19 protein-coding genes are annotated in these 23328 nt (G+C 73.8%); 14 read left to right on the top strand and 5 right to left on the bottom strand.

The genetic code is table 11. The features are described 5' to 3' along the window. The 3 genes from ABTY40_RS30215 to ABTY40_RS30205 form a co-directional block, all read left to right on the top strand. The coding region (locus ABTY40_RS30215) for a protein phosphatase 2C domain-containing protein (protein ID WP_352062429.1) at positions 1-1118 on the top strand (1118 nt) is incomplete at its 5' end. A gap of 28 nt (positions 1119-1146) precedes the next feature. Beyond that, a complete protein-coding gene (locus tag ABTY40_RS30210; protein WP_352062428.1) occupies positions 1147-2889 on the top strand; it encodes a pyruvate dehydrogenase in 1743 nt (580 codons plus the stop codon). A gap of 83 nt (positions 2890-2972) precedes the next feature. After that, complete coding sequence (locus tag ABTY40_RS30205) at positions 2973-3377, top strand: ATP-binding protein (protein ID WP_352062427.1); 405 nt, start codon at positions 2973-2975, stop codon at positions 3375-3377. A 35-nt stretch (positions 3378-3412) separates the two neighbouring features. On the opposite strand, the gene ABTY40_RS30200 is transcribed toward ABTY40_RS30205, so the two are convergent. Both ABTY40_RS30200 and ABTY40_RS30195 read right to left on the bottom strand, forming a co-directional pair. Next, a complete protein-coding gene (locus ABTY40_RS30200; protein WP_352062426.1) occupies positions 3413-4531 on the bottom strand; it encodes a DUF2637 domain-containing protein in 1119 nt (372 codons plus the stop codon). Positions 4532-4758: 227 nt separating this feature from the next. Further along, positions 4759-5670, bottom strand: coding sequence for a (2Fe-2S)-binding protein (locus ABTY40_RS30195; protein WP_352062425.1), 912 nt, complete (start codon positions 5668-5670; stop codon positions 4759-4761). A gap of 171 nt (positions 5671-5841) precedes the next feature. On the opposite strand from ABTY40_RS30195, the gene ABTY40_RS30190 reads away from it, so the two are divergent. Then, positions 5842-6630 (top strand): GntR family transcriptional regulator, encoded by a 789-nt coding sequence (locus ABTY40_RS30190; RefSeq protein ID WP_352062424.1) that lies wholly within the window; start codon positions 5842-5844, stop codon positions 6628-6630. 134 nt (positions 6631-6764) lie between these two features. Further along, positions 6765-8423 carry a hypothetical protein gene (locus ABTY40_RS30185; protein WP_352062423.1) on the top strand — a complete coding sequence of 553 codons (1659 nt, stop codon included), beginning with the start codon at positions 6765-6767 and terminating at the stop codon, positions 8421-8423. A 33-nt stretch (positions 8424-8456) separates the two neighbouring features. On the opposite strand, the gene ABTY40_RS30180 is transcribed toward ABTY40_RS30185, so the two are convergent. Beyond that, positions 8457-9242, bottom strand: a complete 786-nt coding sequence (locus tag ABTY40_RS30180; protein WP_345285958.1) for a hypothetical protein — start codon at positions 9240-9242, stop codon at positions 8457-8459. A gap of 438 nt (positions 9243-9680) precedes the next feature. Beyond that, positions 9681-11378: a PucR family transcriptional regulator gene (locus ABTY40_RS30175; protein ID WP_352062422.1), complete on the bottom strand. Its 1698-nt coding sequence runs from the start codon at positions 11376-11378 to the stop codon at positions 9681-9683. Between the two features lie 304 nt (positions 11379-11682). Here ABTY40_RS30175 and ABTY40_RS30170 point away from each other — a divergent pair, with 304 nt between their 5' ends. The 5 genes from ABTY40_RS30170 (at position 11683) to ABTY40_RS30150 (ending at position 18472) form a co-directional block, all read left to right on the top strand. Beyond that, complete coding sequence (locus tag ABTY40_RS30170) at positions 11683-12573, top strand: FAD binding domain-containing protein (protein ID WP_352062421.1); 891 nt, start codon at positions 11683-11685, stop codon at positions 12571-12573. 2 nt (positions 12574-12575) lie between these two features. After that, positions 12576-13181: a (2Fe-2S)-binding protein gene (locus tag ABTY40_RS30165; RefSeq protein WP_345285953.1), complete on the top strand. Its 606-nt coding sequence runs from the start codon at positions 12576-12578 to the stop codon at positions 13179-13181. Between the two features lie 2 nt (positions 13182-13183). Beyond that, complete coding sequence (gene pucD, locus ABTY40_RS30160) at positions 13184-15583, top strand: xanthine dehydrogenase subunit D (protein ID WP_352062420.1); 2400 nt, start codon at positions 13184-13186, stop codon at positions 15581-15583. 238 nt (positions 15584-15821) lie between these two features. Then, entirely contained in the window at positions 15822-17288 is a 1467-nt protein-coding gene (locus ABTY40_RS30155; RefSeq protein WP_352062419.1) for an NCS2 family permease, read from the top strand. Between the two features lie 47 nt (positions 17289-17335). Beyond that, positions 17336-18472 carry an XdhC family protein gene (locus ABTY40_RS30150; protein ID WP_352062418.1) on the top strand — a complete coding sequence of 379 codons (1137 nt, stop codon included), beginning with the start codon at positions 17336-17338 and terminating at the stop codon, positions 18470-18472. A gap of 341 nt (positions 18473-18813) precedes the next feature. On the opposite strand, the gene ABTY40_RS30145 is transcribed toward ABTY40_RS30150, so the two are convergent. Continuing rightward, positions 18814-19419 carry a TetR/AcrR family transcriptional regulator gene (locus ABTY40_RS30145; protein ID WP_352062417.1) on the bottom strand — a complete coding sequence of 202 codons (606 nt, stop codon included), beginning with the start codon at positions 19417-19419 and terminating at the stop codon, positions 18814-18816. A 112-nt stretch (positions 19420-19531) separates the two neighbouring features. Here ABTY40_RS30145 and ABTY40_RS30140 point away from each other — a divergent pair, with 112 nt between their 5' ends. The 4 genes from ABTY40_RS30140 to ABTY40_RS30125 all read left to right on the top strand — a co-directional run bounded on the left by ABTY40_RS30140 (position 19532) and on the right by ABTY40_RS30125 (position 23192). Continuing rightward, positions 19532-20686, top strand: a complete 1155-nt coding sequence (locus ABTY40_RS30140; protein WP_352062416.1) for an acyl-CoA dehydrogenase family protein — start codon at positions 19532-19534, stop codon at positions 20684-20686. A 426-nt stretch (positions 20687-21112) separates the two neighbouring features. Beyond that, on the top strand, positions 21113-21874 hold the full coding sequence (locus ABTY40_RS30135; protein WP_352062415.1) for an SDR family NAD(P)-dependent oxidoreductase: 762 nt from the start codon (positions 21113-21115) through the stop codon (positions 21872-21874). 106 nt (positions 21875-21980) lie between these two features. Beyond that, positions 21981-22688: a TetR family transcriptional regulator gene (locus ABTY40_RS30130; RefSeq protein ID WP_309058214.1), complete on the top strand. Its 708-nt coding sequence runs from the start codon at positions 21981-21983 to the stop codon at positions 22686-22688. 120 nt (positions 22689-22808) lie between these two features. Then, the gene (locus ABTY40_RS30125) at positions 22809-23192 is read left to right on the top strand and encodes a zinc ribbon domain-containing protein (protein ID WP_309058213.1); all 384 of its coding nucleotides are present in this window, start codon (positions 22809-22811) and stop codon (positions 23190-23192) included. Positions 23193-23328: the final 136 nt, after the last annotated feature.

Raw genomic sequence — 23328 nt, 5'->3', positions numbered from 1 at the left:
CGGGCGCCCGGAGGCCGGTATCTGTCGGTCGCCGGGGACGGGTTCGTACGCGCCTCGGCGCGCCGGCGTCGGCCCCGCCCGCGCCGGAGGGCCGCACCGCCGAGGTGCCCGCGCCCCGGCCCCGCACCGGACACGTCGGCGGCCGGCCTCCCACGTACGACCCCGAACCCACCGCCCTGCCCGCCGCCCGTCCCGGCGAACTCGACGACCTCGTCGCCGACACCGTCCTCGACGGCGCCCGCTACGGCACCTGCACCCTGCGCGCCGCCTCCGTCCGGGGCGACTCGGCCCGCTTCCGGGGCGAACTCCGCCGGGACGCCCTGCTCACCGCCCGCTTCGGCCACGACGACGGCGCCCTCGTCCTCGTCGCCGTCGCCGCCGGCACGCGCGCCGCCGAGGACGCCCACCTCGCCGCCGCCGACGCCTGCCGCTGGATCGCCGAGGCCGTCGGCCGCAGCCACGCCCGCCTCTCCGAGGACATCAGGTCCGGTCGCCGCGGCGATCTCAAATCGGGACTCCACCGGCTCACCGACCGTACGTACGGCAGACTCCGCGCCCGCGCCGCCGAGCGGGGCGTCGCCCCCGAGGCGTACACCGCGGCCCTGCGCTGCCTCCTCGTGACCGCCGATCCCGCCTGCCGCACCCGCGTGTTCTTCGGCATCGGCGGCGGAGGCCTCTTCCGGCTCCGCGACGGCGCCTGGCAGGACCTGGAGCCGCTGCCGCCCGACGCGACCGCCGTCACCGGGGCCCCCGTCGTCGGCTTCGGCTCCCCGCCGCCCCCCACCCCCGCCGGGGCCGGGGAGGCCACCGGGGAGGGGGACCGGCTCACCATGGACCTCGGGATCACGACCGCACCCGGCCCCCTCGTCGAGGAGCCCGTCCCGCCGCCCGCCGAGCCGTTCCGCTTCCGCGCGTCCGTCGCCCGGCCCGGGGACACCCTGCTCCTCGCCTCGCCCGGACTCGCCGACCCGCTGCGCGGCGAACCCGCCCTCGCCCGGGAACTCGCCGGGCGGTGGGGCGGCCAACCCCCCGGCCTCGCCGCCTTCCTCGCCGACACCCAGCTGAGGGTGACGGGTTACGCCGACGACCGTACGGGAGTGGCCGTCTGGGAGGCGTAACCGGCCGGGCCGTGGGTTATATGGACCCATGGCCAAACAGAATGTCGCAGAACAGTTCGTCGACATCCTCGTCCGGGCGGGCGTCCAGCGCCTCTACGGAGTGGTCGGCGACAGCCTGAACCCCGTCGTCGACGCCATCCGCCGCACCCCCGCCATCGACTGGATCCAGGTGCGGCACGAGGAGACCGCCGCCTTCGCGGCCGGCGCCGAGGCGCAGATCACCGGCCGCCTCGCCGCCTGCGCCGGCTCCTGCGGGCCGGGCAATCTGCACCTCATCAACGGCCTGTACGACGCCCACCGGTCCATGGCCCCGGTTCTCGCCCTCGCCTCGCAGATCCCGTCGAGCGAGATCGGCCTCGGCTACTTCCAGGAGACCCACCCCGACCAGCTGTTCCGCGAGTGCAGCCACTACAGCGAACTCATCTCCACCCCGCAGCAGATGCCCCGGCTGCTGCACACCGCCATCCAGCACGCCGTCGGCCGGGGCGGCGTCAGCGTGGTCTCCCTGCCCGGCGACATCGCCTCCGAGCCGGCCCCCGAGAAGACCTCCGGCACCGCCCTCGTCACCACCCGCCCCACCGTCCGGCCGGGTGACGCCGAGATCGACGCCCTCGTGCGGATGATCGACGCCGCCGACCGGGTGACGCTGTTCTGCGGCAGCGGCACCGCGGGGGCCCACGCCGAGGTGATGCAGTTCGCCGAACGGCTGGCGGCCCCCGTCGGCCACGCGCTGCGCGGCAAGGAATGGATCCAGTACGACAATCCGTACGACGTGGGGATGAGCGGACTGCTCGGCTACGGCGCCGCCTACGAGGCCACGCACGAGTGCGATCTGCTGATCCTGCTCGGCACCGACTTTCCGTACAACGCCTTCCTGCCCGACGACGTGAAGATCGTCCAGGTCGACGTCCGGCCCGAACGCCTCGGCCGCCGCTCCCGCCTCGACCTCGCCGTCTGGGGCGACGTCCGCGAGACCTTGCGCTGTGTCATCCCCCGCGTCCGGCCGAAGACGAACCGCCGCTTCCTGAACAAGATGCTGAAGAAGCACGCCGACGCCCTCGAAGGAGTCGTCAAGGCCTACACCCGCAAGGTGGAGAAGCACGTCCCCATCCACCCCGAGTACGTGGCCTCGGTCCTCGACGACCTGGCGGACGACGACGCCGTCTTCACCGTCGACACGGGCATGTGCAACGTGTGGGCCGCCCGCTACATCTCACCCAACGGGCGCCGCAGGATCATCGGTTCGTTCAGCCACGGCTCCATGGCGAACGCCCTGCCCCAGGCCATCGGCGCCCAGTTCACCGACCGCAACCGGCAGGTCGTGTCGATGTCCGGTGACGGCGGCTTCAGCATGCTCATGGGCGACTTCCTCACCCTCGTCCAGTACGACCTCCCGGTGAAGGTCGTCCTGTTCGACAACTCCTCGCTCGGCATGGTCGACCTGGAGATGCTCGTCGCCGGCATGCCCTCCTACGGAACGTCCTACAAGAACCCGGACTTCGCCGCCGTCGCCCGCGCCGCCGGCGCCTACGGTGTCCGCGTCGAGAAGCCCAAACAGCTCGCCGGCGCCCTCAAGGACGCCTTCCGCCACAAGGGCCCCGCCCTCGTGGACGTCGTCACCGACCCCAACGCCCTCTCCATCCCGCCCAGGATCAAGGCCGAGATGGTGACCGGCTTCGCCCTCTCCGCCAGCAAGATCGTCCTCGACGGCGGCGTCGGCCGCATGCTCCAGATGGCCCGCTCCAACCTCCGCAACGTGCCGCGGCCCTGACGGGTGCCGTCGCGCGGGCATGCGGGCGTGCGGGCGGGGCAGCCTTCCGGGGACCTGTTCGACGCGACGCTTGGGTGGGGGATATGGCCGGGGAGGCAGGACAGCCGACGCGACTGCTCAGGAAGGTGGGGTGCGCGGATCTCACCGCGGTGCCGGAGGTGCGTCACGCGCTGCGCGCACTGCTGCGGGCCTGGGGCGCGCCGGGCGCCTGTGACGTGGCCGAGCTGCTCACCAGCGAACTGGTGACCAACGCTCTCGTCCACACCGACCACGGGGCCGTCGTGACCGCGACGGTCGTGCCGGAGCAGCTCCGGGTGGAGGTCCGCGACTTCGTCCCGGGGCTCACCCGTCCGCCCGTACCGCCCGCCGACGACGGTACGCACGGACGGGGGCTGGTCCTCGTACGGGAACTGGCCGACTCCTGGGGGGTCGAGGAGCACGGGGTGGGCAAGGTCGTCTGGTTCGAACTGAACGGCGGGGCCGCCTGAGGGCGGCCCCGCCGCTCGCGCGGGAGGCGCGGTGGTCAGCCGAACTGCTGCTCCAGGTCCTTGAGCTTGCGCTCCAGGGAGTCGAGCCGGGGCAGCGTCTGGGTGTCGTCCTCGGCGGTGAGGTCCACCGTCCGTGACTCAGTTCCCCTGACGGCTTGCAGGGAGGGCCGGGGCCGAAGAGGCAGTTGTCCCGGATCCGCTATGGCCGGTTCCGCGACGGCCGCCTGCACGGAGCCCGTCGCGGAACCGGAACCGGAGCCGGAAGCCGGCCCCGCCTCCGCTCCGGCGCCCGCACCGCCGCCGGTCCCCGCACCGGCGGCCAGCGCCGCCACTTCCACCTGACGCCCGCCCCGGCCGAGCCCGAAGGCGCGGTGCTGCCGGTTGAGCGCCTTGATCCGGGCCCGGTCGAGCTTGGCCTGCTCGCGGCGGCGGACGCGGTTGCGCTCCTTCTCCCGCCGGTCCTCCCGCACCTCGTCCACGGCCTCGTCCAGGGTCCGTACGCCCTCCAGGAGCATCAGCGACCAGGCGGCGAAGGTCTCCCGGGGCGCCCGCAGCCACCGGACGATCCGGATCTGCGGCAGCGGACGGGGCACCAGGCCCTGCTCGCGCAGGGCCGCCCGGCGGGTCTGCTTCAGCGCCCGGTCGAAGAGGACCGCCGCCGAGAGGGACATGCCCGCGAAGAACTGGGGCGCGCCGTCGTGACCCAGGCCCCTCGGGGCGTGCACCCAGTTGAACCAGGCCGCGGCTCCGGCGAACAGCCACACGAGCAGCCGCGAGCCGAGCGCCGCGTCGCCGTGGCTGGCCTCGCGCACGGCGAGGACCGAGCAGAACATGGCCGCGCCGTCCAGCCCGAAGGGGACGAGGTACTCCCAGCCGCCCGACAGGTTGAGGTTCTGCCGGCCGAAGCCCACGAGCCCGTGGAAGGAGAGCGCCGCCGCCACGGCGGCGCAGCAGAACAGCAGGCCGTACGAGGCGAATCCGTAGATGGCCTCCTTGCGTCTGCGACGCTCCTCGCTGCGTTCCCAGGAGTCCTCCGCCGCGGCCTGGTCACCGGCGCGCTTCCCGCGCGCGAGCACCGCCACCGCCGTCACGACCCCGGCCACCATCACGCCGCCCGGAAGCAGCCAGTCCAGCGATATGTCGGTCAGTCTCATGCGGTGTCCCTTGCATCGCAGTAGGGCCTTTGGCCGCCCATACTGGCCGACCCTGTGGGGCGCGCACGGGGTTTCCGGGCAAGTGCACGCCATAGGGGACGCAGGGCGCACGAACGGGTACGTTCTGGCCGAACGCGCTTGCGGGGAAGGGGGGTTGTGTTCGACAGACGTCACCCCTGGGGGTGGCGTAAGGTGCGGACTTCCCCGAGTGGGCTTCCCGGGGAGGGTCAGGCGGTGGCCGCCGGGGCCGCCAGGCGGCGGACGCGCTCCGCGTCGCAGGTGCGCGGGCAGGTGAGGCAGGTGTCCTCGGGCCGCAGGGTGTAGAAGAAGCAGCAGGCGGCCCGGTCACGGGTGGTGTGCGGGGCGCCGTCCGGGCCCCCGGTGCCCGGCAGTTCACGGAAACCGGCCCCGCCCACGTACGGCTTGGCCGTGCCCGGCAGCAGCAGTTCGAGCTCCGCCTTCCCCCGCTCCTCCTCGCCGAGCAGGGCCGCGATGTACCAGAGGCCTTCGACGATCTCGTCCGTGGCCATGCCCCACAGGGCCCGGCTCCCACGGCGCATCCGGGGGCGGAAGCCGTCGAGGACCGCCTCGAAGTGCTCGGCGAGCGAGGCCCGCACCTCGGCGCGCAGGGCCTCCTCGTCCGGGACGACCCGGGCGCCCGGCAGGGCGGCGGCCGGATCGCCGGGCAGGCAGGCGAACTCCTCGATCCGCACGGCCATGCGGCCGGTGGCCCGGTGGAAGGCGACGTGCGGGGCGGGCAGCCGGGGGACCCGGCGCTCCAGGAACCAGGGGACCGTGACGAGCAGGCAGGCGGGCCAGGCGTAGCGGTGCAGCGCGAAGCTCGCGATCACGTCGGGGCGGGCCTCCTGCCCGTAGTCGCGGAGCACCTGCGCCTCGTCCCGGGCGAGGAAGGCGTCGAGCCCGGGGCCGCCGTCCGCCAGCTCGTCCGAGCCGATCCAGCCCGCGCCGCGCGGCACCCGCGCCTCCCCGGCCGTCTCCTCCACCCGCAGGCCCGGGAACACCTCGGTCAGCCGGGCGTACGCGGCCGCGACGGGGGAGGCGGGCACCGGCGCCGGGGCCTGCGAGCCGGACGGGGCGGACGAGGCGGTGCGGGCGGGCAACAGGGCGGGGACGGTCATGCGGACCACCGAATCGCGATCGTTGGCAGGTAAGCCTTACCTTACCCGATCACTCTCGATCTCTCATCACCACGAGAGCCCGTGACCTCGCGTGTCGCCCGTTCGCCTATCGTGCACAGGGGATCCCGGTATCGCGAGCCGGGCCCGGTACGAGGCCGCAGGAGGACCCGGGTGGAGCAGGGCGCAGCGCGCGAGCGGGCGGCGGAGAGGCCGTCCCCGCCGTCCGGGCGGGCCGCACGCGTGCCCGAACAGGTGGCACGCGGCGAGCACACCCACGGCGGGTGGGACGAGGACGGGTACGGGGCGGGCGCCCCCGCCCCCGGGCCGGTGCCCCGCCAGGTGCACCGCCACTCCGTGCGCGACCAGGTCCTCGACGCCCTGCGCACCGCGCTCGTGGGCGGCGAGCTCGCCCCGGGGCAGGTGTACTCCGCCCCCGCCCTCGGCGAGCGCCTGGGCGTCTCCGCCACCCCCGTCCGCGAGGCCATGCAGCGCCTCGCCGTCGAAGGCGCCGTCGAGGTGGTCCCCAACCGCGGCTTCCGTGTGATCGAACGCACGTCGCGCGAACTCGCCGAACTTGCGGAGGTCCGCGCCCTCCTGGAGGTCCCGGTCATGCTCCGCCTCGCCCGCACCGTGCCCTCGGCCGACTGGGCCGCCCTCCGCCCGCTCGCCGAGGCCACCGCCGCCGCGGCGGCGCGCGGCGACCGCGCCCACTACGCCGAGACCGACCGCGCCTTCCACCGCGCGGTCCTCTCCCTCGCCGGCAACGAACAGCTCCTCACCGTCGCCGACGACCTCCACCGCCGCTCCCAGTGGCCCCTGATCAGCGCGCCCGCCCTCCGCCACGCGGACCTCGTCGCCGACGCCGCCGAACACCGGGCTCTCCTGGACGCCCTCGTCGCCCGTGACCTCACCGTCGTGGAATCCCTGGTCAGGGAGCACTTCACCGGCTCGGTGGGCTGACTGCCCCGGCGGAACCCCCGGAGCCGGGGAGGCCGCTCCGGGAGGTGATCCACCGGGGGGTCCCCGGCGGCGCGCGGCCCACTAAGGTCGAGGGCGTCCGTTCGCTCGCACCCGTGCCGTACGTGAGGTGTTCCATGCCGTCCGCGACCCCGTTCCCGGCATGGGAGGGCCGCCGAGCCGTCACCGGTGAGGAAGCCGAGGCCACGGCCCTGCTCGGCTGGCTCACCGACCCCGAGGCGCCCCGGCTGTGCCTGGTCACGGGGGCCGCGGGGAGCGGCAAGACGGCCCTGCTGGGCTGGCTCGCCTCGCACGGTGCGCGGGCCGCGCGGGCCCGGGCGCGGCGGCGGCCCGCCCGGGTGCTCGTCCCGCTGGCCGGGCAGAGCGCGCTCGGCGCGGCCTGGACCATCGCGAACCACCTCGGGGTGGTGGCCGCGACCCCCGACGACCTCGTGGACGCCCTCGCCACCGGAGAGGACCGCCGCACCGGCCGGGCGGTGCTCCTCCTCACCGACCTGCACGCCGCCGCCGAACCCGAGGCGCTGACCGAACTGATCACCGGCCTCGCCGGGGTCGGCCGCGTCCGGCTCGTCGTGGAGGTCCGCACCGGCACCCCGGCCCCCGCCGCCCTGCGGGCAGCCGCACGCCGCGTCACCCTCGTCGACCTGGACGGTGAGCCCGCCCCGGACACCGGCGGCACGCCGCCGGAGCCGGCCGCCCGGCCGCTGCCCGACCTCTCCGACCCGGTCGCCGTCTGCGCGGCCGACCCGCTGCTCGTCACCACGGGGTACGCCACGGAGGCCCGCCCCGGCACCCCCGGGACCCCGGACGGCCCCGCCGGGGACCCGCACGGCGGACTGCGCACCGCCTGGCTGCGCGCCGGGCAGGCGCTCTGCCGGGACCAGACGCCGGAGGACCGCGCCGCCGTACTGCTCGCCGCGCTGGGCGACGGGGCGGACCCCCGGGCGCGGCCCGCGCTCACCGCGCTCGCGGAAGGAGCCGCCTGGCGCGTCCGGTGGACCCGCGCCCGGGGCGACCTCACCCCGCCCTGGCCCGGCCCGGTCGCCGTGCTCGGGGCGGCCGGCGGCCCCCAGGAGGGCCTGCTCCTGGTCGGCGACCGCACCGGAGCCGTACGCCTGCTGCGCACCGCCGACGCCAGCCCCGCCGGGCGGCTGCCGCACGAGGTGCCGGGCCGGGTGACCGCGCTCGCGCCCACCCCGGACGGGACGGTGCTGCTCCTGGACGAACGGGGGCGGCTGCACACGGTCGGCGGGACGGCGCCCCGCCCCCCGTACCTGCGGCGTCTGACCGAGGCCGTCTCCACCACCCTGTCCCGGCACCCGGGCACCGCCCTCGCGGCGATAGGCGGCTCCGTGGTCGTCGGCGACCGCCTCGGCTCGGTGCACGCCTTCGGGCTGACCGGCCTGCACCAGGCGGCCCTGCACAGCGGCCGGGTGACGGCGGTCACCGCCCTGGACACCGCGACGCCCTTCGTCTGCTCGGGCGGCGCGGACGGTACGGTCCGCCTCTGGACCCCCGGGCGCGCCCCGCGCCCCGAACCCCTCGCGGAGCGCGCGGCCCCTGTGGTCTCCCTGCACGCCGCCGACACCCCGCACGGACCGCTCGTCGCCGTCGCCTGGGCCGACGGCCTCGTGGCCCTGCACCGCCCGGACGGAGGGCCGCGCCCGTCCTTCCGGCCGGGCCCGGCCCTCCGCGCGGTCGCGGTCACGGGCGACGGCGATCTCCTGCTCGGCACCGACGAGACCCTGGTCCGCCTCACCCCCCGCGTCTGGTGACGGACGGTCACCAGACTTGCGTCTGCCGGTGTGTCAGGCGGTACGGGGAGTCAGCTGCGCCGCCAGCCAGGTCGGCACCCCGCCGAGGAGACGGAACAGGCGCCGCGCCTCGGCGCGCAGCCGTCCCGCCTCGGGCTCCGTCTCGGTGTCGGCCAGCGCGGTGAGCGCCGGGGCCGTGCCGACCAGGTAGCCGAGCTCCTCGCGGATCCGCAGCGACTCGGCGAAGCCGTGCCGCGCCTCCGCCAACTCCCCCTCCCGTAAAGCGAGTCCGGCGAGATGGCGCCAGGTGGAGGAGAGCAGCAGCGCGTCGCCCCGGTCGGCCGCGCCGGCGTGCGCCCTGCGGTAGGCGGCGCGGGCCGCCTGCGGGGAGTCGCCGAGGTTCTGCGCCACCAGGCCGCGCCGGAAGTCCAACAGCGGGCGGCCCCCCGCGGAGGGACCGATCAGCGCGGCGGCCCGGCCCAGCGCCATCCGGGCCTCGTCGGCCCGGTCGCGGACCCCGAGCAGCGTGGACGCGTAGGCCAGATAGCCGCGTTCGCAGGCGGCGGCCCCGCGTTCCTCGTCGGTCCGGGCGACCGCCTCGGCGGCCCGCAGGGCCTCCTCCGCCTCGGCCCAGCCCTGTTCGGTGTAGAGGCAGCGCTCGATGAGCAGCGCCGCCCTCTCCAGCGCGGCCGCCGGTTCGGACGCCCGGGGCGCGAGCAGCGCGGCGGCGTCCGTCCAGCAGCCCCGGGAGCGGAGCCGCCATATGGCGGTCTCCACAGGAGTCTCCTTGCCGTAGGCGAGGGACGGACGGTCGCCACCCCTTGATTCGGAACCAGACATGGCGGTGTCCGCCACATTGCCCTCCCCGAGCGCGCCATCGAGCTGTTGAGTAGACCCGCATCTCAGCACGAACGGGGGCACCCGCCAAGAGGTCAGGTGAAAGTTTTCACAAGTACGCGGGGGTGGGTGGCGGCGATCTTCGGCCACCGGCGGGACGGCCCCCGGAGCGCCCGCGGGCCCGTGATCAGGCAGCCCTCGGCGCCCCTGCCGGACGGACGCCGAAGATCGGCCGACGGCCGGCCCCTCACTCCGGAGGGCTAACCCGAAGGTGTGAATTCCCGAGGTCGGGGCGCCGCTGACGGCTCCCCCCGGAGGGTGAGGGCCCCGCGGAACCGTGCGAGCCGCCCCGGTCCGCGCGGCGCCCGCCCGCCCCGGCCCGGCCCGCGCGGCGCCCCCGCCCCTCGGGGCCGGGCCGGCGGCCGGGGCGTGCGTCGCCGGTCAGCTCATCCGCAGCGCGAGGAAGAAGTCGAGCTTGTCCTCCAGGCGCGACAGGTCGCGCCCGGTGAGCTGCTCGATGCGGCCCACCCGGTACCGCAGCGTGTTCACGTGCAGGTGCAGCCGGGTCGCGCAGCGCGTCCAGGAGCCGTCGCAGTCCAGGAAGGCCTCCAGGGTCGGGATGAGCTCCGCACGGTGGCGCCGGTCGTAGTCGCGCAGCGGGTCCAGGAGGCGGGCCGTGAACGCGCGGCGGACGTCGTCCGGGACGAAGGGCAGCAGCAGCACGTGCGAGGCCAGCTCGTGGTGCCCGGCGGCGCAGACCCGGCCCGGGCGGGCGGCGGCGACCCGGCGGGCGTGCCGGGCCTCCTCCAGGGCTCCGCGCAGGCCCTCCGCCGAGTGGACGGCCGCGCTGACGCCCAGGGTGAGGCGCCCGTCGTCGGCGAGGCCGGCCGAGAGCGGCGCCCGTACGGCCGCGAGGAGGGCGTCCGCGTGCAGTCCGAGCACGGTCGCCGGGCCCTCGTCCTCGCTCTCCGGCAGCGGCGCGGCCACCAGCGGCACGAGCGCGATGGCCTCGTCGCCGCTGTGCGCGACGGCGATCCGGTCCGCCGACTCGGGGCCGACCGTAGCCGGGTCGACGAGGATCTCCTCCAGGAGGGCCTGCGCGACCGGGCCGCCGTCGACGGAGGTGCCCTGCCCCGCGTCCTGCTCCCAGTCGACCCGGGCCACGACCACCTGCCACTGCGGCGCGGTGCCGAGCCCCGGCAGCAGCACGGGGGCGGCGACCCGCAGCCGGGCCGCGATCTCGGCGGGGGCGGCGCCCGTCTGCACCAGCTCCAGCACCTCCTGCGCGAGCCGGCGCCGTACCGTACGGGCCGCGTCGCGCCGGTCCCGCTCGACGGCGATCAGCTGCGTCACGCCCTGGAGCAGGTCCAGGCGGGCGGCGGGCCAGTCCCCGGCATCGGCCTCGACGGCGAGGAGCCAGTCCGACAGGACCGTCTCCCGCACGTCCCGGGAGGCGGGCGGGGCACCGCGGCCGGTGTTGCGGATCGGGAAGAGCGAGTACGTCGTACCGGCGGCGGTCACCCGGTGGGGACCGCGCCGGCCCGTACGGGTGGCGGCCAGGTGCTCCCCGGCCAGGGTGGCGGCGAGGGGCGCGTCCAGCGGGTCGCCCGCGCCCGCGATCCGGCGGCCGGTGGGGGAGAGGACCCAGGCGCGCAGGTCCAGGTCGGAACCGAGCAGATCCAGGACGACCTCGGGGCCGCCGCCGGCCGGGCCCGAGGTCATCAGGCGCCTGTGGCGGTCGACGACGGCGGCGAGGTCACCCGCCCGCTCACCGGAGACCTGTCGAACAACGTGCTCGGTGATCGTCGCGAACGCAACGGACTCGTTCACCGCGAACAGCGGGAGTCGGTGGCGCAAACACGCCTGCACCAGATCGTCCGGAATGTCGCCGAGCTCCGCCTCGCCCGCCGCCAGCGCGGCCACCCCGGCCGAGGCCAGAATCCGTACGAAGGGCTCGGCGTCGGCCGGCTCGCGGAGCCACGCCAGACCCGTCAGCACCAGCTCGCCGCCGGAGAGGTACCTGCTCGGGTCCTTGAGGTCCGTCGTCATCACGCCGCGGACGGTGCGGTCCAGCTCGTCCTCGCCGCCGAGCAGGCGCAGCCCGAGCGCGTCGTTCTCCAGCAGTGCGCGCAGCCGCATCGTGTCGCCGCCGTTCCTTCTCGTCTGTGGTGTGTCTGTCGCGTTGTCGACGGTGCAGTGGTGCCACCGTTTCCAGGGGAAAACGGAGAGGTTTCTGTTCTCCGTCTTTCGTTCGAATCTACAAGACGACGACGGGCCCCAGCCAACTCCTTCATGTTTTCGGTGGCTACACCGGGGCCGACGGGGCTTGTGTACTAGGCCACACACCGCGTGAACAGGACATGAACACGAAGTCGAGGGCCGGCCGTCCATCCCCGGGCCCGCGCGTACGCCCCCGATCACCAGAATCTAGAAGAGAGCCACCATGGACTTCCTTCGCCCCGCCAGCTGGGAGGAGGCGCTCGCCGCCAAGGCCGAGCACCCCACGGCCGTGCCGATCGCCGGTGGTACCGACGTCATGGTCGAGATCAACTTCGACCACCGGCGGCCCGAGTACCTCCTCGACCTGAACCGCATCGAGCTGCTGCGCGACTGGGAGGTCGGCGAGGAGAACGTGCGCCTCGGTGCCTCCGTTCCCTACACCCGGATCATGGAGAACCTGCGCGCGGAACTCCCCGGCCTGGCGCTCGCCTCGCACACCGTCGCCTCGCCGCAGATCCGCAACCGCGGCGGCGTCGGCGGCAACCTCGGCACCGCCTCGCCCGCCGGCGACACCCACCCGGCCCTGCTCGCCGCGGGCGCCGAGGTCGAGGTCGAGTCGGTGCGCGGCAGCCGGTTCATCCCGATCGACGAGTTCTACACGGGCGTGAAGCGCAACGCCCTGGAGCCCGACGAGCTCATCAAGACCGTCCACATCAAGAAGGCGGACGGCCCCCAGCAGTACTCCAAGGTCGGCACGCGCAACGCGATGGTCATCGCCGTCTGCGCCTTCGGCCTGGCCCTCCACCCGGAGACCCGTACCGTACGCACCGGCATCGGCTCGGCCGCGCCCACCCCGATCCGCGCCAAGGAGGCCGAGGAGTTCCTCAACGCGGCCCTGGAGGAGGGCGGCTTCTGGGACAACGGCAAGATCATCACGCCGTCGGTCGCCAAGCAGTTCGCCGACCTGTGCTCCGCCGCCGCCAACCCCATCGACGACGTCCGCGGCACGGCCAAGTACCGCCGCCACGCCGTCGGAATCATGGCTCGCCGCCAGCTCGCCTGGACCTGGGAGCAGTACCGCGGCGCCGGCCGCACGCTTGAGGGAGCTGCATAACCATGCGCGTCAATTTCACCGTCAACGGCCGTCCCCAGGAAGCCGACGACGTCTGGGAGGGCGAGTCCCTCCTGTACGTCCTGCGCGAACGCCTGGGCCTGCCGGGCTCCAAGAACGCCTGTGAGCAGGGCGAGTGCGGTTCCTGCACCGTCCGTCTCGACGGCGTGCCGGTCTGTTCCTGTCTGGTCGCCGCCGGCCAGGTCGAGGGCCGGGACGTCGTCACCGTCGAGGGCCTGGCGGAGTACGCCAAGCAGCGCGAGGAGCACGGCCACGGGGGCGGCTGCGCCTCCGGCGCCTGCGGCACCTCGCTCGACGAGGCCAAGCGCTGGGAGGCCAGGCCCGGCCAGGACTCGCAGACCGGTGAGGGAGTCGAACTCTCGCCGATCCAGCAGGCCTTCATCGACGCCGGCGCCGTGCAGTGCGGTTTCTGCACCCCCGGTCTGCTCGTCGCGGCCGACGAGATGCTGGAGCGCAACCCGTCCCCGTCGGACGCGGACATCCGCGAGGCGCTCTCCGGCAACCTCTGCCGCTGCACCGGTTACGAGAAGATCCTCGACGCGGTCCGCCTCGCGGCCGCTCGCCAGGAGCGCCAGGGAGAGGCGGTCTGACGATGGCTCAGAACACCCGTACCGTACCGGTGGGAACGCCCACCGAGGTCACCCAGAACCACACCAGGGGCGGTGTCGGCGCGTCCACCCTGCGCCCGGACGGCACCCTCAAGGTCACCGGCGAGTTCGCCTACTCCTCGGACATGTGGCACGAGGACATGCTGTGGGGCCAGATCCTGCGCTCCCCGGTCGCGCACGCCGAGATCGTGTCCATCGACACCTCCGAGGCCCTCGCGATGGACGGCGTCTACGCCGTCCTGACCCACGAGGACCTGCCGGCCGCGAAGAACTACGGCCTGGAGTTCCGCGACACCCCGGTGCTCGCCTACGGCAAGGTGCGCCACCACGGCGAGCCGGTGGCGCTCGTGGGCGCCGACCACCCGGAGACCGCCCGCCGCGCCGCCGCGAAGATCAAGGTCGAGTACAGGGAGCTGCCCCTCGTCACCGACGAGGCCTCGGCGACCGCCCCCGACGCGATCCTCGTGCACGAGAACCGCACCGACAAGCACGCCAAGCACGTCCCGCACCCCAACATCGTGCACCGCCAGCCGATCATCCGCGGCAACGTGGACGAGGCCGCCAAGCGGGCCGACGTGATCGTCAGGGGCGAGTACACCTTCGGCATGCAGGACCAGGCCTTCCTCGGCCCGGAGTCCGGCCTCGCGGTGCCCGCCGAGGACGGCGGCGTCGACCTCTACGTGGCCACCCAGTGGCTGCACGCGGACCGCGAGCAGATCGCGCCCTGCCTCGGCCTGCCCGAGGAGAAGGTCCGCATGACGATGGCCGGCGTCGGCGGCGCCTTCGGCGGCCGCGAGGACATCTCCATGCAGATCCTCGCCTCCGTCCTCGCCCTGCACACCGGCAAGCCGGTCAAGATGGTCTACAACCGGTACGAGTCCTTCTTCGGACACGTCCACCGGCACCCGGCGAAGCTCTCCTACGAGCACGGCGCCACCAAGGACGGCAAGCTCACGCACATGAAGTGCAAGATCGTCCTGGACGGCGGCGCCTACGCCTCCTCCACGGTCTCGGTCGTCGGCAACGCCTCGTCCCTCTCGGTGGGCCCCTACGTCGTCGACGACGTCGAGATCGAGGCGATCGGCCTCTTCACCAACAACCCGCCCTGCGGCGCCATGCGCGGCTTCGGCGCGGTCCAGGCCTGCTTCGCCTACGAGGCGCAGATGGACAAGCTGGCGGCGAAGCTGGGCATGGACCCGGTCGAGTTCCGCCAGATCAACGCCATGGAGCAGGGCACGATCATGCCGACCGGCCAGGTCGTGGACTCGCCGGCCCCGGTCGCCGAGCTGCTGCGCCGGGTCAAGGCCCGCCCGATGCCGCCGGAGCGCCAGTGGGAGTCCGCCGGTGAGGGCGCGGACGTCCGCGCGCTGCCGGGCGGCCTGTCCAACACCACCCACGGCGAGGGCGTCGTGCGCGGCGTCGGCTACGCCGTCGGCATCAAGAACGTCGGCTTCTCCGAGGGCTTCGACGACTACTCGACGGCGAAGATCCGCCTCGAGGTCATCAACGGCGAGGCCGTCGCCACCGTCCACACCGCCGCGGCGGAGGTCGGCCAGGGCGGCGTCACCATCCACGCCCAGATCGCCCGTACCGAGCTCGGCGTCCAGCAGGTCACCATCCACCCCGCCGACACCCAGGTGGGCTCGGCCGGTTCGACCTCCGCGGGCCGCCAGACGTACATGACCGGCGGCGCCATCAAGAACTCCTGCGAGCTCGTCCGCGAGCGTCTCCTGGAGATCGGCCGGCGCAAGTTCGGCTCGTACCACCCGGCGTGGGCCACCGCCGAACTCCTCCTGGAGGGCGGCAAGGTCGTCACCGACGGCGGCGAGGCCCTCGCCACGATCGCGGACGTCCTGGAGGGCGAGGCCATCGAGGTCGAGGAGGAGTGGCGGCACCGTCCGACCCAGGCCTTCGACCTCGTCACCGGCCAGGGCGACGGCCACGTCCAGTACGCCTTCGCCGCGCACCGCGCGGTGGTGGAGGTGGACACCGAGCTCGGCCTGGTCAAGGTCATCGAGCTGGCCTGCGCCCAGGACGTCGGCAAGGCGGTCAACCCCCTCTCCGTCGTCGGCCAGATCCAGGGCGGTACGACCCAGGGCCTGGGCGTCGCGGTGATGGAGGAGATCATCGTCGACCCGAAGACGGCGAAGGTGCGCAACCCCTCCTTCACCGACTACCTCATCCCCACCATCCTCGACACGCCGACCATCCCGGTCGACTACCTCGAACTGGCGGACCCGAACGCCCCCTACGGCGTCCGCGGTATCGGAGAGGCCCCCACGCTCTCGTCCACCCCGGCCGTCCTCGCGGCGATCCGGAACGCGACGGGCCTGGAGCTCAACAAGACGCCGGTCCGCCCCGAGGCGCTCACCGGCACCCTGTAGGACCCTCCGGGCGGTGCGTGCCTCCCAGGAACGTCACGCGTCCCCAGCCCGCACCGCCCGGAGCCCGGCCGTACCCACCCAGTACGCCGGGACCCCGCAGCACCCCGCAGTACCCGTTCGTCTCGGGCCGTCCCCCGGGTCGTGCAGCCCACGCACCATCCCAAATCCCGCAGTCTCACAGCACGGAGAGCCCCGACCGCTGTTGCGGGTGCCCCTTTGAACCTTGGGAGTAGGCCCCATGACCCAGTCGTCAGTGGAGCCCAGGACCACCGCAGAGGACGCGGGCTCCGGCTCGCGCAACCCCGCCGGACGATCCTGGCTCGACCGGTATTTCCACATCTCGGAGAGAGGATCCACCGTCGCGACGGAGATTCGCGGCGGCGTCACCACCTTCATGGCGATGGCGTACATTCTCCTGCTCAACCCCCTGATCCTCAGCGGCAAGGACGTCGCGGGCAACGCGCTCAGCCAGCCCGCGCTCATCACCGCCACGGCCCTCGCCGCCGCCGCGACCACTCTGCTGATGGGTTTCTGGGGCAAGGTGCCGCTCGCCCTCGCCGCCGGCCTGAGCGTCTCCGGTGTCATGGCCTCGCAGGTCGTGCCCGTCATGACCTGGCCCCAGGCCATGGGCATGTCGGTCGCGTACGGCGCCGTGATCTGTCTCCTGGTCGTCACCGGCCTCCGTGAGATGATCATGAACGCCATCCCGCTGGCCCTCAAGCACGCCATCACCATCGGCATCGGCCTCTTCATCGCCATCATCGGCTTCGTGAAGGCCGGCTTCGTCCACGAGAACCCGGCGCCCGGCGGCGGCCCCGTCGTCCTCGGCCCGGCCGGTGAACTGGCCGGCTGGCCGGTCCTCGTCTTCGCCGTCACCCTCCTGCTGATCTTCGCGCTCCAGGCCCGCAACGTCCCCGGCGCGATCCTCATCGGCATCGTCGCGGGAACGGTCCTCGCCGTCGTCCTCAACGCGATCGCCGACATCCCCGCCAAGTCCTGGTTCTCCGGCCCGCCGGAGCTCGACGGCAGCGCCGTCTCCGCCCCCGACTTCTCCCTCCTCGGGCACGTCTCCTTCACCGGCTGGGGCGACGTCGGCTACATCACCGTCACCATGATCGTCTTCACCCTGGTGCTCGCCGGGTTCTTCGACGCCATGGCGACCATCCTGGGCGTCGGCACCGAGGCCAAGCTCGCCGACGACAAGGGCCGCATGCCTGGCCTGTCCAAGGCCCTCTTCATCGACGGCGCCGGAGGCATCATCGGCGGCGCGGGCGGCGCCTCCGGGCAGACGGTCTTCGTCGAGTCCGCCACCGGCGTCGGCGAGGGCGCCCGCACCGGTCTGGCCTCCGTGGTCACCGGCGGCTTCTTCGCCCTCTGCCTGTTCTTCACCCCGCTCACCGCGATCGTGCCGCAGGAGGTCGCCGCCGCGGCCCTGGTGGTCATCGGCTCGATGATGATGCAGAACGCCAAGCACGTGGACTGGAGCGACCGGTCCGTCGCGATCCCGGTGTTCCTCACCGTGGTCCTGATGCCGTTCACGTACACCATCACCACGGGTGTCGCCGCCGGCGTCATCTCCTACGCCGTGATCAAGACGGCGCAGGGCAAGGCACGCGAGGTGGGAGCCTTCATGTGGGCCCTCACGGCGGTCTTCGTCGTCTACTTCGCCATCCACCCCATCGAGAGCTGGCTCGGCGTCGGCTGACCCCGCCGCACCGCAGCCCTCCCCACACCAACCGGAGGAGAACCGAGATGCTGGACATCGCCGAAGAGCTGCACCGGTGGGTCGGGCAGGGCCGTGACGTCGCCGTCGCCACCGTCGTGGCCGTCGGCGGCAGCGCGCCCCGGCAGCCCGGCGCCGCCCTCGCCGTCGACGGCGAGGGAACGGCCATCGGATCGGTCTCCGGCGGGTGTGTGGAGGGCGCGGTCTACGAGCTCTGCCAACAGGCCCTCCAGGACGGGAAGACCGTCGTGGAGCGCTTCGGCTACAGCGACGAGGACGCCTTCGCCGTCGGTCTCACCTGCGGCGGCGTCATCGACATCCTCGTCACCCCCGTGCGCGGCGGGGTCTTCCCCGCCGCGCTCGCGGCCGCCGCCTCCGGCGAGGCCGCGGCCCTCGCCCGGATCGTCTCCGGACCGGAGGACCTGCTGGGCCGCGCCCTGCTGGTCCGCCCCGACGGCTCGTACGAGGGCCGGCTGGGCGGCCACCCCGAACTGGACCGCACCGCCGCCGCCGAGGCCCGGGCACTCCTGGACGCCGGCCGCACCGGCACCGTCGAGATCGGTGAGGACGGCAGCCGCTGCGGGCAGCCGGTCACCCTCCTGGTCGAGTCCTCGGTTCCCGCCCCCCGCATGATCGTCTTCGGGGCCATCGACTTCGCCTCCGCCCTCGTCCGGGTCGGCAAGTTCCTCGGCTACCACGTCACCGTCTGCGACGCCCGCCCCGTCTTCGCGACCCGCGCCCGCTTCCCCGAGGCGGACGAGATCGTCGTCGAGTGGCCCCACCGCTACCTGGAGTCGACGGAGACCGACAGCCGTACCGTCCTGTGCGTGCTCACGCACGACGCCAAGTTCGACGTACCGCTGCTCCGGGCGGCCCTCAGGCTCCCCGTCGCCTACGTCGGCGCGATGGGCTCCCGCCGCACCCACGAGGACCGCAACAAGCGCCTGCGCGAGGTCGGCGTCACCGAACTCGAGCTGGCCCGGCTCCGTTCCCCCATCGGGCTGGACCTCGGCGCCCGGACACCGGAGGAGACGGCGCTCTCCATCGGCGCGGAGATCGTCGCCGCCCGCCGCGGCGGCAGCGGCGTCTCCCTCACCGGCGCCCACACCCCCATCCACCACGACTCCCCGCGCGCCCCGGACGGCCGCCTCGGCTCGGTCGCGTAGACCGGTCGCGCGAGTACGCGGGAGTACGGAGCACCCGGGCGGCTTCCCGCCCGGGTGCTCCGTGGCACGTCCGGACCCGGTCGGCCCCTTTTGGAGCTGCCGTGCGAGCCGTCCCCGACCGGCCGAGGTCCCGAACGTCACCCTGCCGGCCGGCGGCAACCAGACCCCCGGGCCGCCGGCCTCTCCGCACGCCGGCACCGCGAGCGCGCCCCCCTGAAGCCCGTTGCGGGGGACAGGGGGGCGCGTTCCGCGTGACGGGGGAGCGGTACGGGCGGCTGCGAGCGCGCCGTCCGCCCCGCGGTCGGGCGCACCTCCCGCGTACCGCTCCGGGGAGCGGCCGGTCAGCCCTTGCGCAGGCCGTGGAGGAGCAGTTCGGCCAGCTGCTCGTAGGCCTCCGCGTCGGCGAGGCCGGTCGCCGCGGCCACCTGCCGCCGCTGGATGCGGACCATGACCGAGGAGATGACGTCGGCGGCGAAGGTCACGTGCACCTCCCGGAAGACGCCGGCCGCCACCCCCTCCTCGATGAGCTGCTGGACCCGGCCCGCCGCGGCGCGCGTGTTCCGTTCGTACACCTCCGCGGCCGGCTCGAAGGCGGCCACGTCGTCGAAGAAGCGGGGCGAGACGGGCGCCAGTTCGGCGGCGACCGCCCGCAGGTAGGCCGCGAGCCGTTCGGCCGGGGCGGTCTCTGCGGCGAGATCCGCCTCCACGCGCGCGGTGGCCCGGCGGAAGAAGTGCACGACCGCCGCCCTGACGAGCTGTTCCTTGCTGTCGGCCAGGCCGTAGAGGGTCCGTTTCGAGCAGTGCAGCCGGGAGGCGAGGTCGTCCAGGGTCAGCTGGGCGAAGCCCTCGGCGACGAGGAGCGCCACCAGCTCCTCGAAGAGGGCGGAACGACGCGCCGCGCCCCGGCCCGTGAGCTTCGGGGCGTCGGCGGCTCGGGTCTCGATCACCCGAACAGTATTCCAGGCGCCCGTTCGGGGTGACGGCCCCACCTGGGCCCGCTACGCTAAGCGGTACTGAAGTACCCCGCCGAGTACCACTTCGCGCGCCGATGGAGTCGCCATGGATGTCGACCGCCTGCTTCCCACCCCCGAGGCGGCGGACCTCATCGCCCTCACCCGGGAGATCGCCGACAAGGAGCTCTCTTCGCGGGTGGACGAGCACGAGGCCGCCGAGACCTATCCCGAAGGTCTCTTCGCCACCCTCGGCCAGGCCGGGCTCCTGGGCCTCGCCTACCCCGAGGAGTACGGCGGCGGAGGCCAGCCGTACGAGGTCTACCTGCAGGTCCTGGAGGAGCTGGCCGCCCGCTGGGCCGCCGTCGCCGTCGCGACCAGCGTCCACACCCTCGCCTGCCACCCCCTGTACGCCTTCGGCACCACCGAGCAGAAGGAACGCTGGCTGCCGGCCATGCTGGAGGGCCGCGCCATCGGCGGCTACAGCCTCTCCGAGCCCCAGGCGGGCTCCGACGCGGCCGCGCTCTCCTGCAAGGCCGAGCGCCAGGCGGACGGCAGCGGGTACCGCGTCACCGGCACCAAAGCCTGGATCACCCACGGCGGCAAGGCCGGCTTCTACGCCCTCTTCGCCCGCACCGCCCCCGGCAGCCACGGCGTCTCCTGCTTCCTCGCCCCGGGCGAGGCCGAAGGCCTCACCTTCGGCGCCCCCGAGCGCAAGATGGGCCTCCAGGCGGTGCCGACCACGGCCGCGTACTGGGACGGCGCCCTCATCGGCGAGGACCGGCTCATCGGCCAGGAAGGCCAGGGCCTCCAGATCGCCTTCAGCGCCCTCGACAACGGCCGCCTCGGCATCGCGGCCTGCGCCACGGGCCTCGCGCAGGCCGCGCTCGACGCCGCCGTCTCGTACGCCAACGAGCGGACCACCTTCGGCCGCCGGATCGTCGACCACCAGGGCCTCGGCTTCCTCCTCGCCGACATGGCCGCCGCGGTCGACGCCGCCCGCGCCACCTACCTGGACGCGGCCCGCCGCCGTGACCTCGGCCGTCCCTTCAGCCGCCAGGCCAGTGCCGCCAAGCTCATCGCCACGGACACGGCGATGAAGGTCACCACGGACGCGGTCCAGGTCCTCGGCGGCTACGGCTACACCCGCGACTTCCCGGTCGAGCGCTACATGCGCGAGGCGAAGATCATGCAGATCTTCGAAGGGACGAACCAGATCCAGCGCCTGGTCATCAGCCGGGGGCTCGCCCAGCCGCAGGGGTGACGGCCGCGCCGGGAGCGACCCGAGATGATTTCGGATTAAACGAAATCGGGCGTATGCTCGGGTCGCCACCCCGGCCGGCCCGCACTCCCCCGTTGCGGGCGGGCCGGGGTTCGGCACGTTCGGGGGACCGGGCCGATGGCGCCCCCGGCCCCCGCGAGGCCGGTGTCCCCGGCTCGTCCCCGGCCAGGCGCGACGCCTGCGCGCGCCGCATCCCGCCGCGGCCGTTCCGGCCCCCGCCCCGTACCGTCCCCCACCGCACGCCGCCCCTCGCCGATCGGCCGGATTTTCCTTCCAGGGGCGTGGCCTGGGGTTCTATGGTGAGCGGCGCAGATCGCGCAGACCGCGCGGTCACCCCGCGGGGACGCGCCCCCTGCCGCCGGCCACCCCGGCGGCAGGGACACCCGCACGACACCAACGAGGAGTTCCATGGACATCGCCGGCTCCGCCGCTCTCGTCACCGGTGCCGCATCCGGCCTCGGGGCCGCCACCGCCGCCGCCCTCGCGGCCCGGGGCGCCGCCGTCTACGGCCTGGACCTGGACAAGGCCGTCGCCGCCGCGGGACCGCTGCCCGACGGCGTCCGGCTGCTCCCGGCCGACGTCACCGACGAGGAGCAGGTCCGCGCGGCGCTCGCAGCGATCGACGCCGACGGCGCGCGGCTCCGGCTCGCGGTGAACTGCGCCGGCATCGCCCCCTCCGCGCGCGTCCTCGGCCGCAAGGGCCCGCACGACCTGGACCTCTTCCGCACGGTGCTCGACGTGAACCTGGTCGGCACCTTCAACGTGATGCGGCTCGCCGCCGAGGTCATCGCCCGGCACGAGCCCGACGGGAACGGCCAGCGCGGCCTGGTCGTCAACACCGCCTCCATCGCCGCCTTCGAGGGCCAGGTGGGACAGATCGCGTACGCCGCCTCCAAGGCGGGGGTCGCCGGCATGACCGTCACCGCCGCCCGCGACCTGGCGCAGTACGGCATCCGCGTCGTGACCGTCGCGCCGGGCATCGTCGACACCCCGATGATGGCCGGGTTCAGCGAGGAGATCCGGGCGGGGCTCGCCGCGAGCGTGACCTTCCCGCAGCGCCTCGCCCGCCCGGAGGAGTACGCCCGGCTCGTCACGATGATCGCCGAGCACGACTACCTCAACGGCGAGACGATCCGGATGGACGGCGCGCTGCGCATGGCCGCCCGCTGACCCCTCCTGCCGCGTGGGGCCTCCGTACCCCGGTTACAGCACTCGGTGTCGATAATCCCCGACACCGAGTGCCGCGCCGGCGCGCTTCCGATGTTAGGTTCGGGGCATGGGAACAGCGTCGACGAACTCCACGAAGCCCGCGATGCGGGACTCCCTCATCGCCGCGGCCTTCCGCCTCTTTCTGGAGCGGGGCTACGAGCAGACGACCGTGGACGACATCGTCACTCTCGCCGGGGTCGGCCGGCGATCGTTCTTCCGGTACTTCCCGTCGAAGGAGGACGTGGTCTTCCCCGACCACGAGCAGTGCCTCGACGACATGACCCGCTTCCTCGCCGCGAGCGCGGACACCGACGACCCGATGGTCCGGGTCTGCGACGCGGCCCGGCTGGTCATGCGGATGTACGCGGAGAACCCCACCTTCTCCGTCCAGCGCTACCGCCTCACCCGTGAGGTGGCCGGGCTGCGCACGTACGAGCTCTCGGTGGTCTGGCGGTACGAGAAGACCCTCGGCGACTACCTGCGCACCCGCTGGGCCGACCGCAGGGACGGGACGCTGCGCGCCAACGTGGCCGCCGCCGCCGTCGTGGCCGCCCACAACCACGCCCTGCGCCACTGGCTGCGGTCCGGCGGTGAGGGCGACCCGCTGGCCGAGGTCGACCGGGCGCTGGAGTTCGTCCGCGCCACCTGGAGCCCGGACGCGGTGGCGGACGCGCCGGCGGAGGAAGCCGAGGACGTCGTCGTGGTCATCACCAAGCGCTCCACGCCCATGTGGCGCGTGGTGCGCGAGGTGGAGTCGAGCCTCGGGGAGGGCTGAGAGCCTCCGAGGGTCCTCAGTATCTCTAATTCAGGGAACTGAGGTCTTTATTTGATGGCACTCAGTGCCATATCTTTGCTCCATGCACGGTCGAGCCGCCGAGTGCGAGGAGAAGGCATCGTGTTCCACACGGGATTGAGGAGCGGGACCGCCGTCCGGACCGAGGAGCAGGCCGACGAGGCCGAGCTCTACTTCCAGCGCTGCCGATGGTGCCGGAACACCACGTTCCAGCGCCTGCTCTGCCCCACCTGCGGGTCGACGGACCTCGTCCCCGAACTCAGCGAGGGCGAAGGCGTGATCTCCGTACGGCGCGGGACCACCGCGGCCGAGGCGGACCTCTGGCCGGTGCACATGGCGGAGGGTTTCGTCGTCCGCTGCCGGGTCGACGGGCCGCTGCACGCGGTGCGGCCGGGCGTGCGGGTCAAGCTCGCCGGGGCGGGCTCCTCCGGCCGCAGGCCGGTGGTCCGGCTCTGCGAGGAGGTCCCGCTGGACGGCTGGATCTGAGCGCGCGAGACACCGAGGGGCGGGTGGCACAGAGTGCCACCCACCATCAACGCCGCCCCGGGACAGGGGACAACCCTGGCGGTAGACCTCTCTCTGACGGAGTTCGCATGATCCGGCTTGTCATCGCCGACGATCA

Origin of the sequence: Streptomyces sp. NPDC126503 (assembly GCF_040302405.1) — a bacterium.
Taxonomy (GTDB): domain Bacteria; phylum Actinomycetota; class Actinomycetes; order Streptomycetales; family Streptomycetaceae; genus Streptomyces; species Streptomyces gulbargensis.
This window is presented reverse-complemented; position numbering and strand designations above follow the sequence as displayed.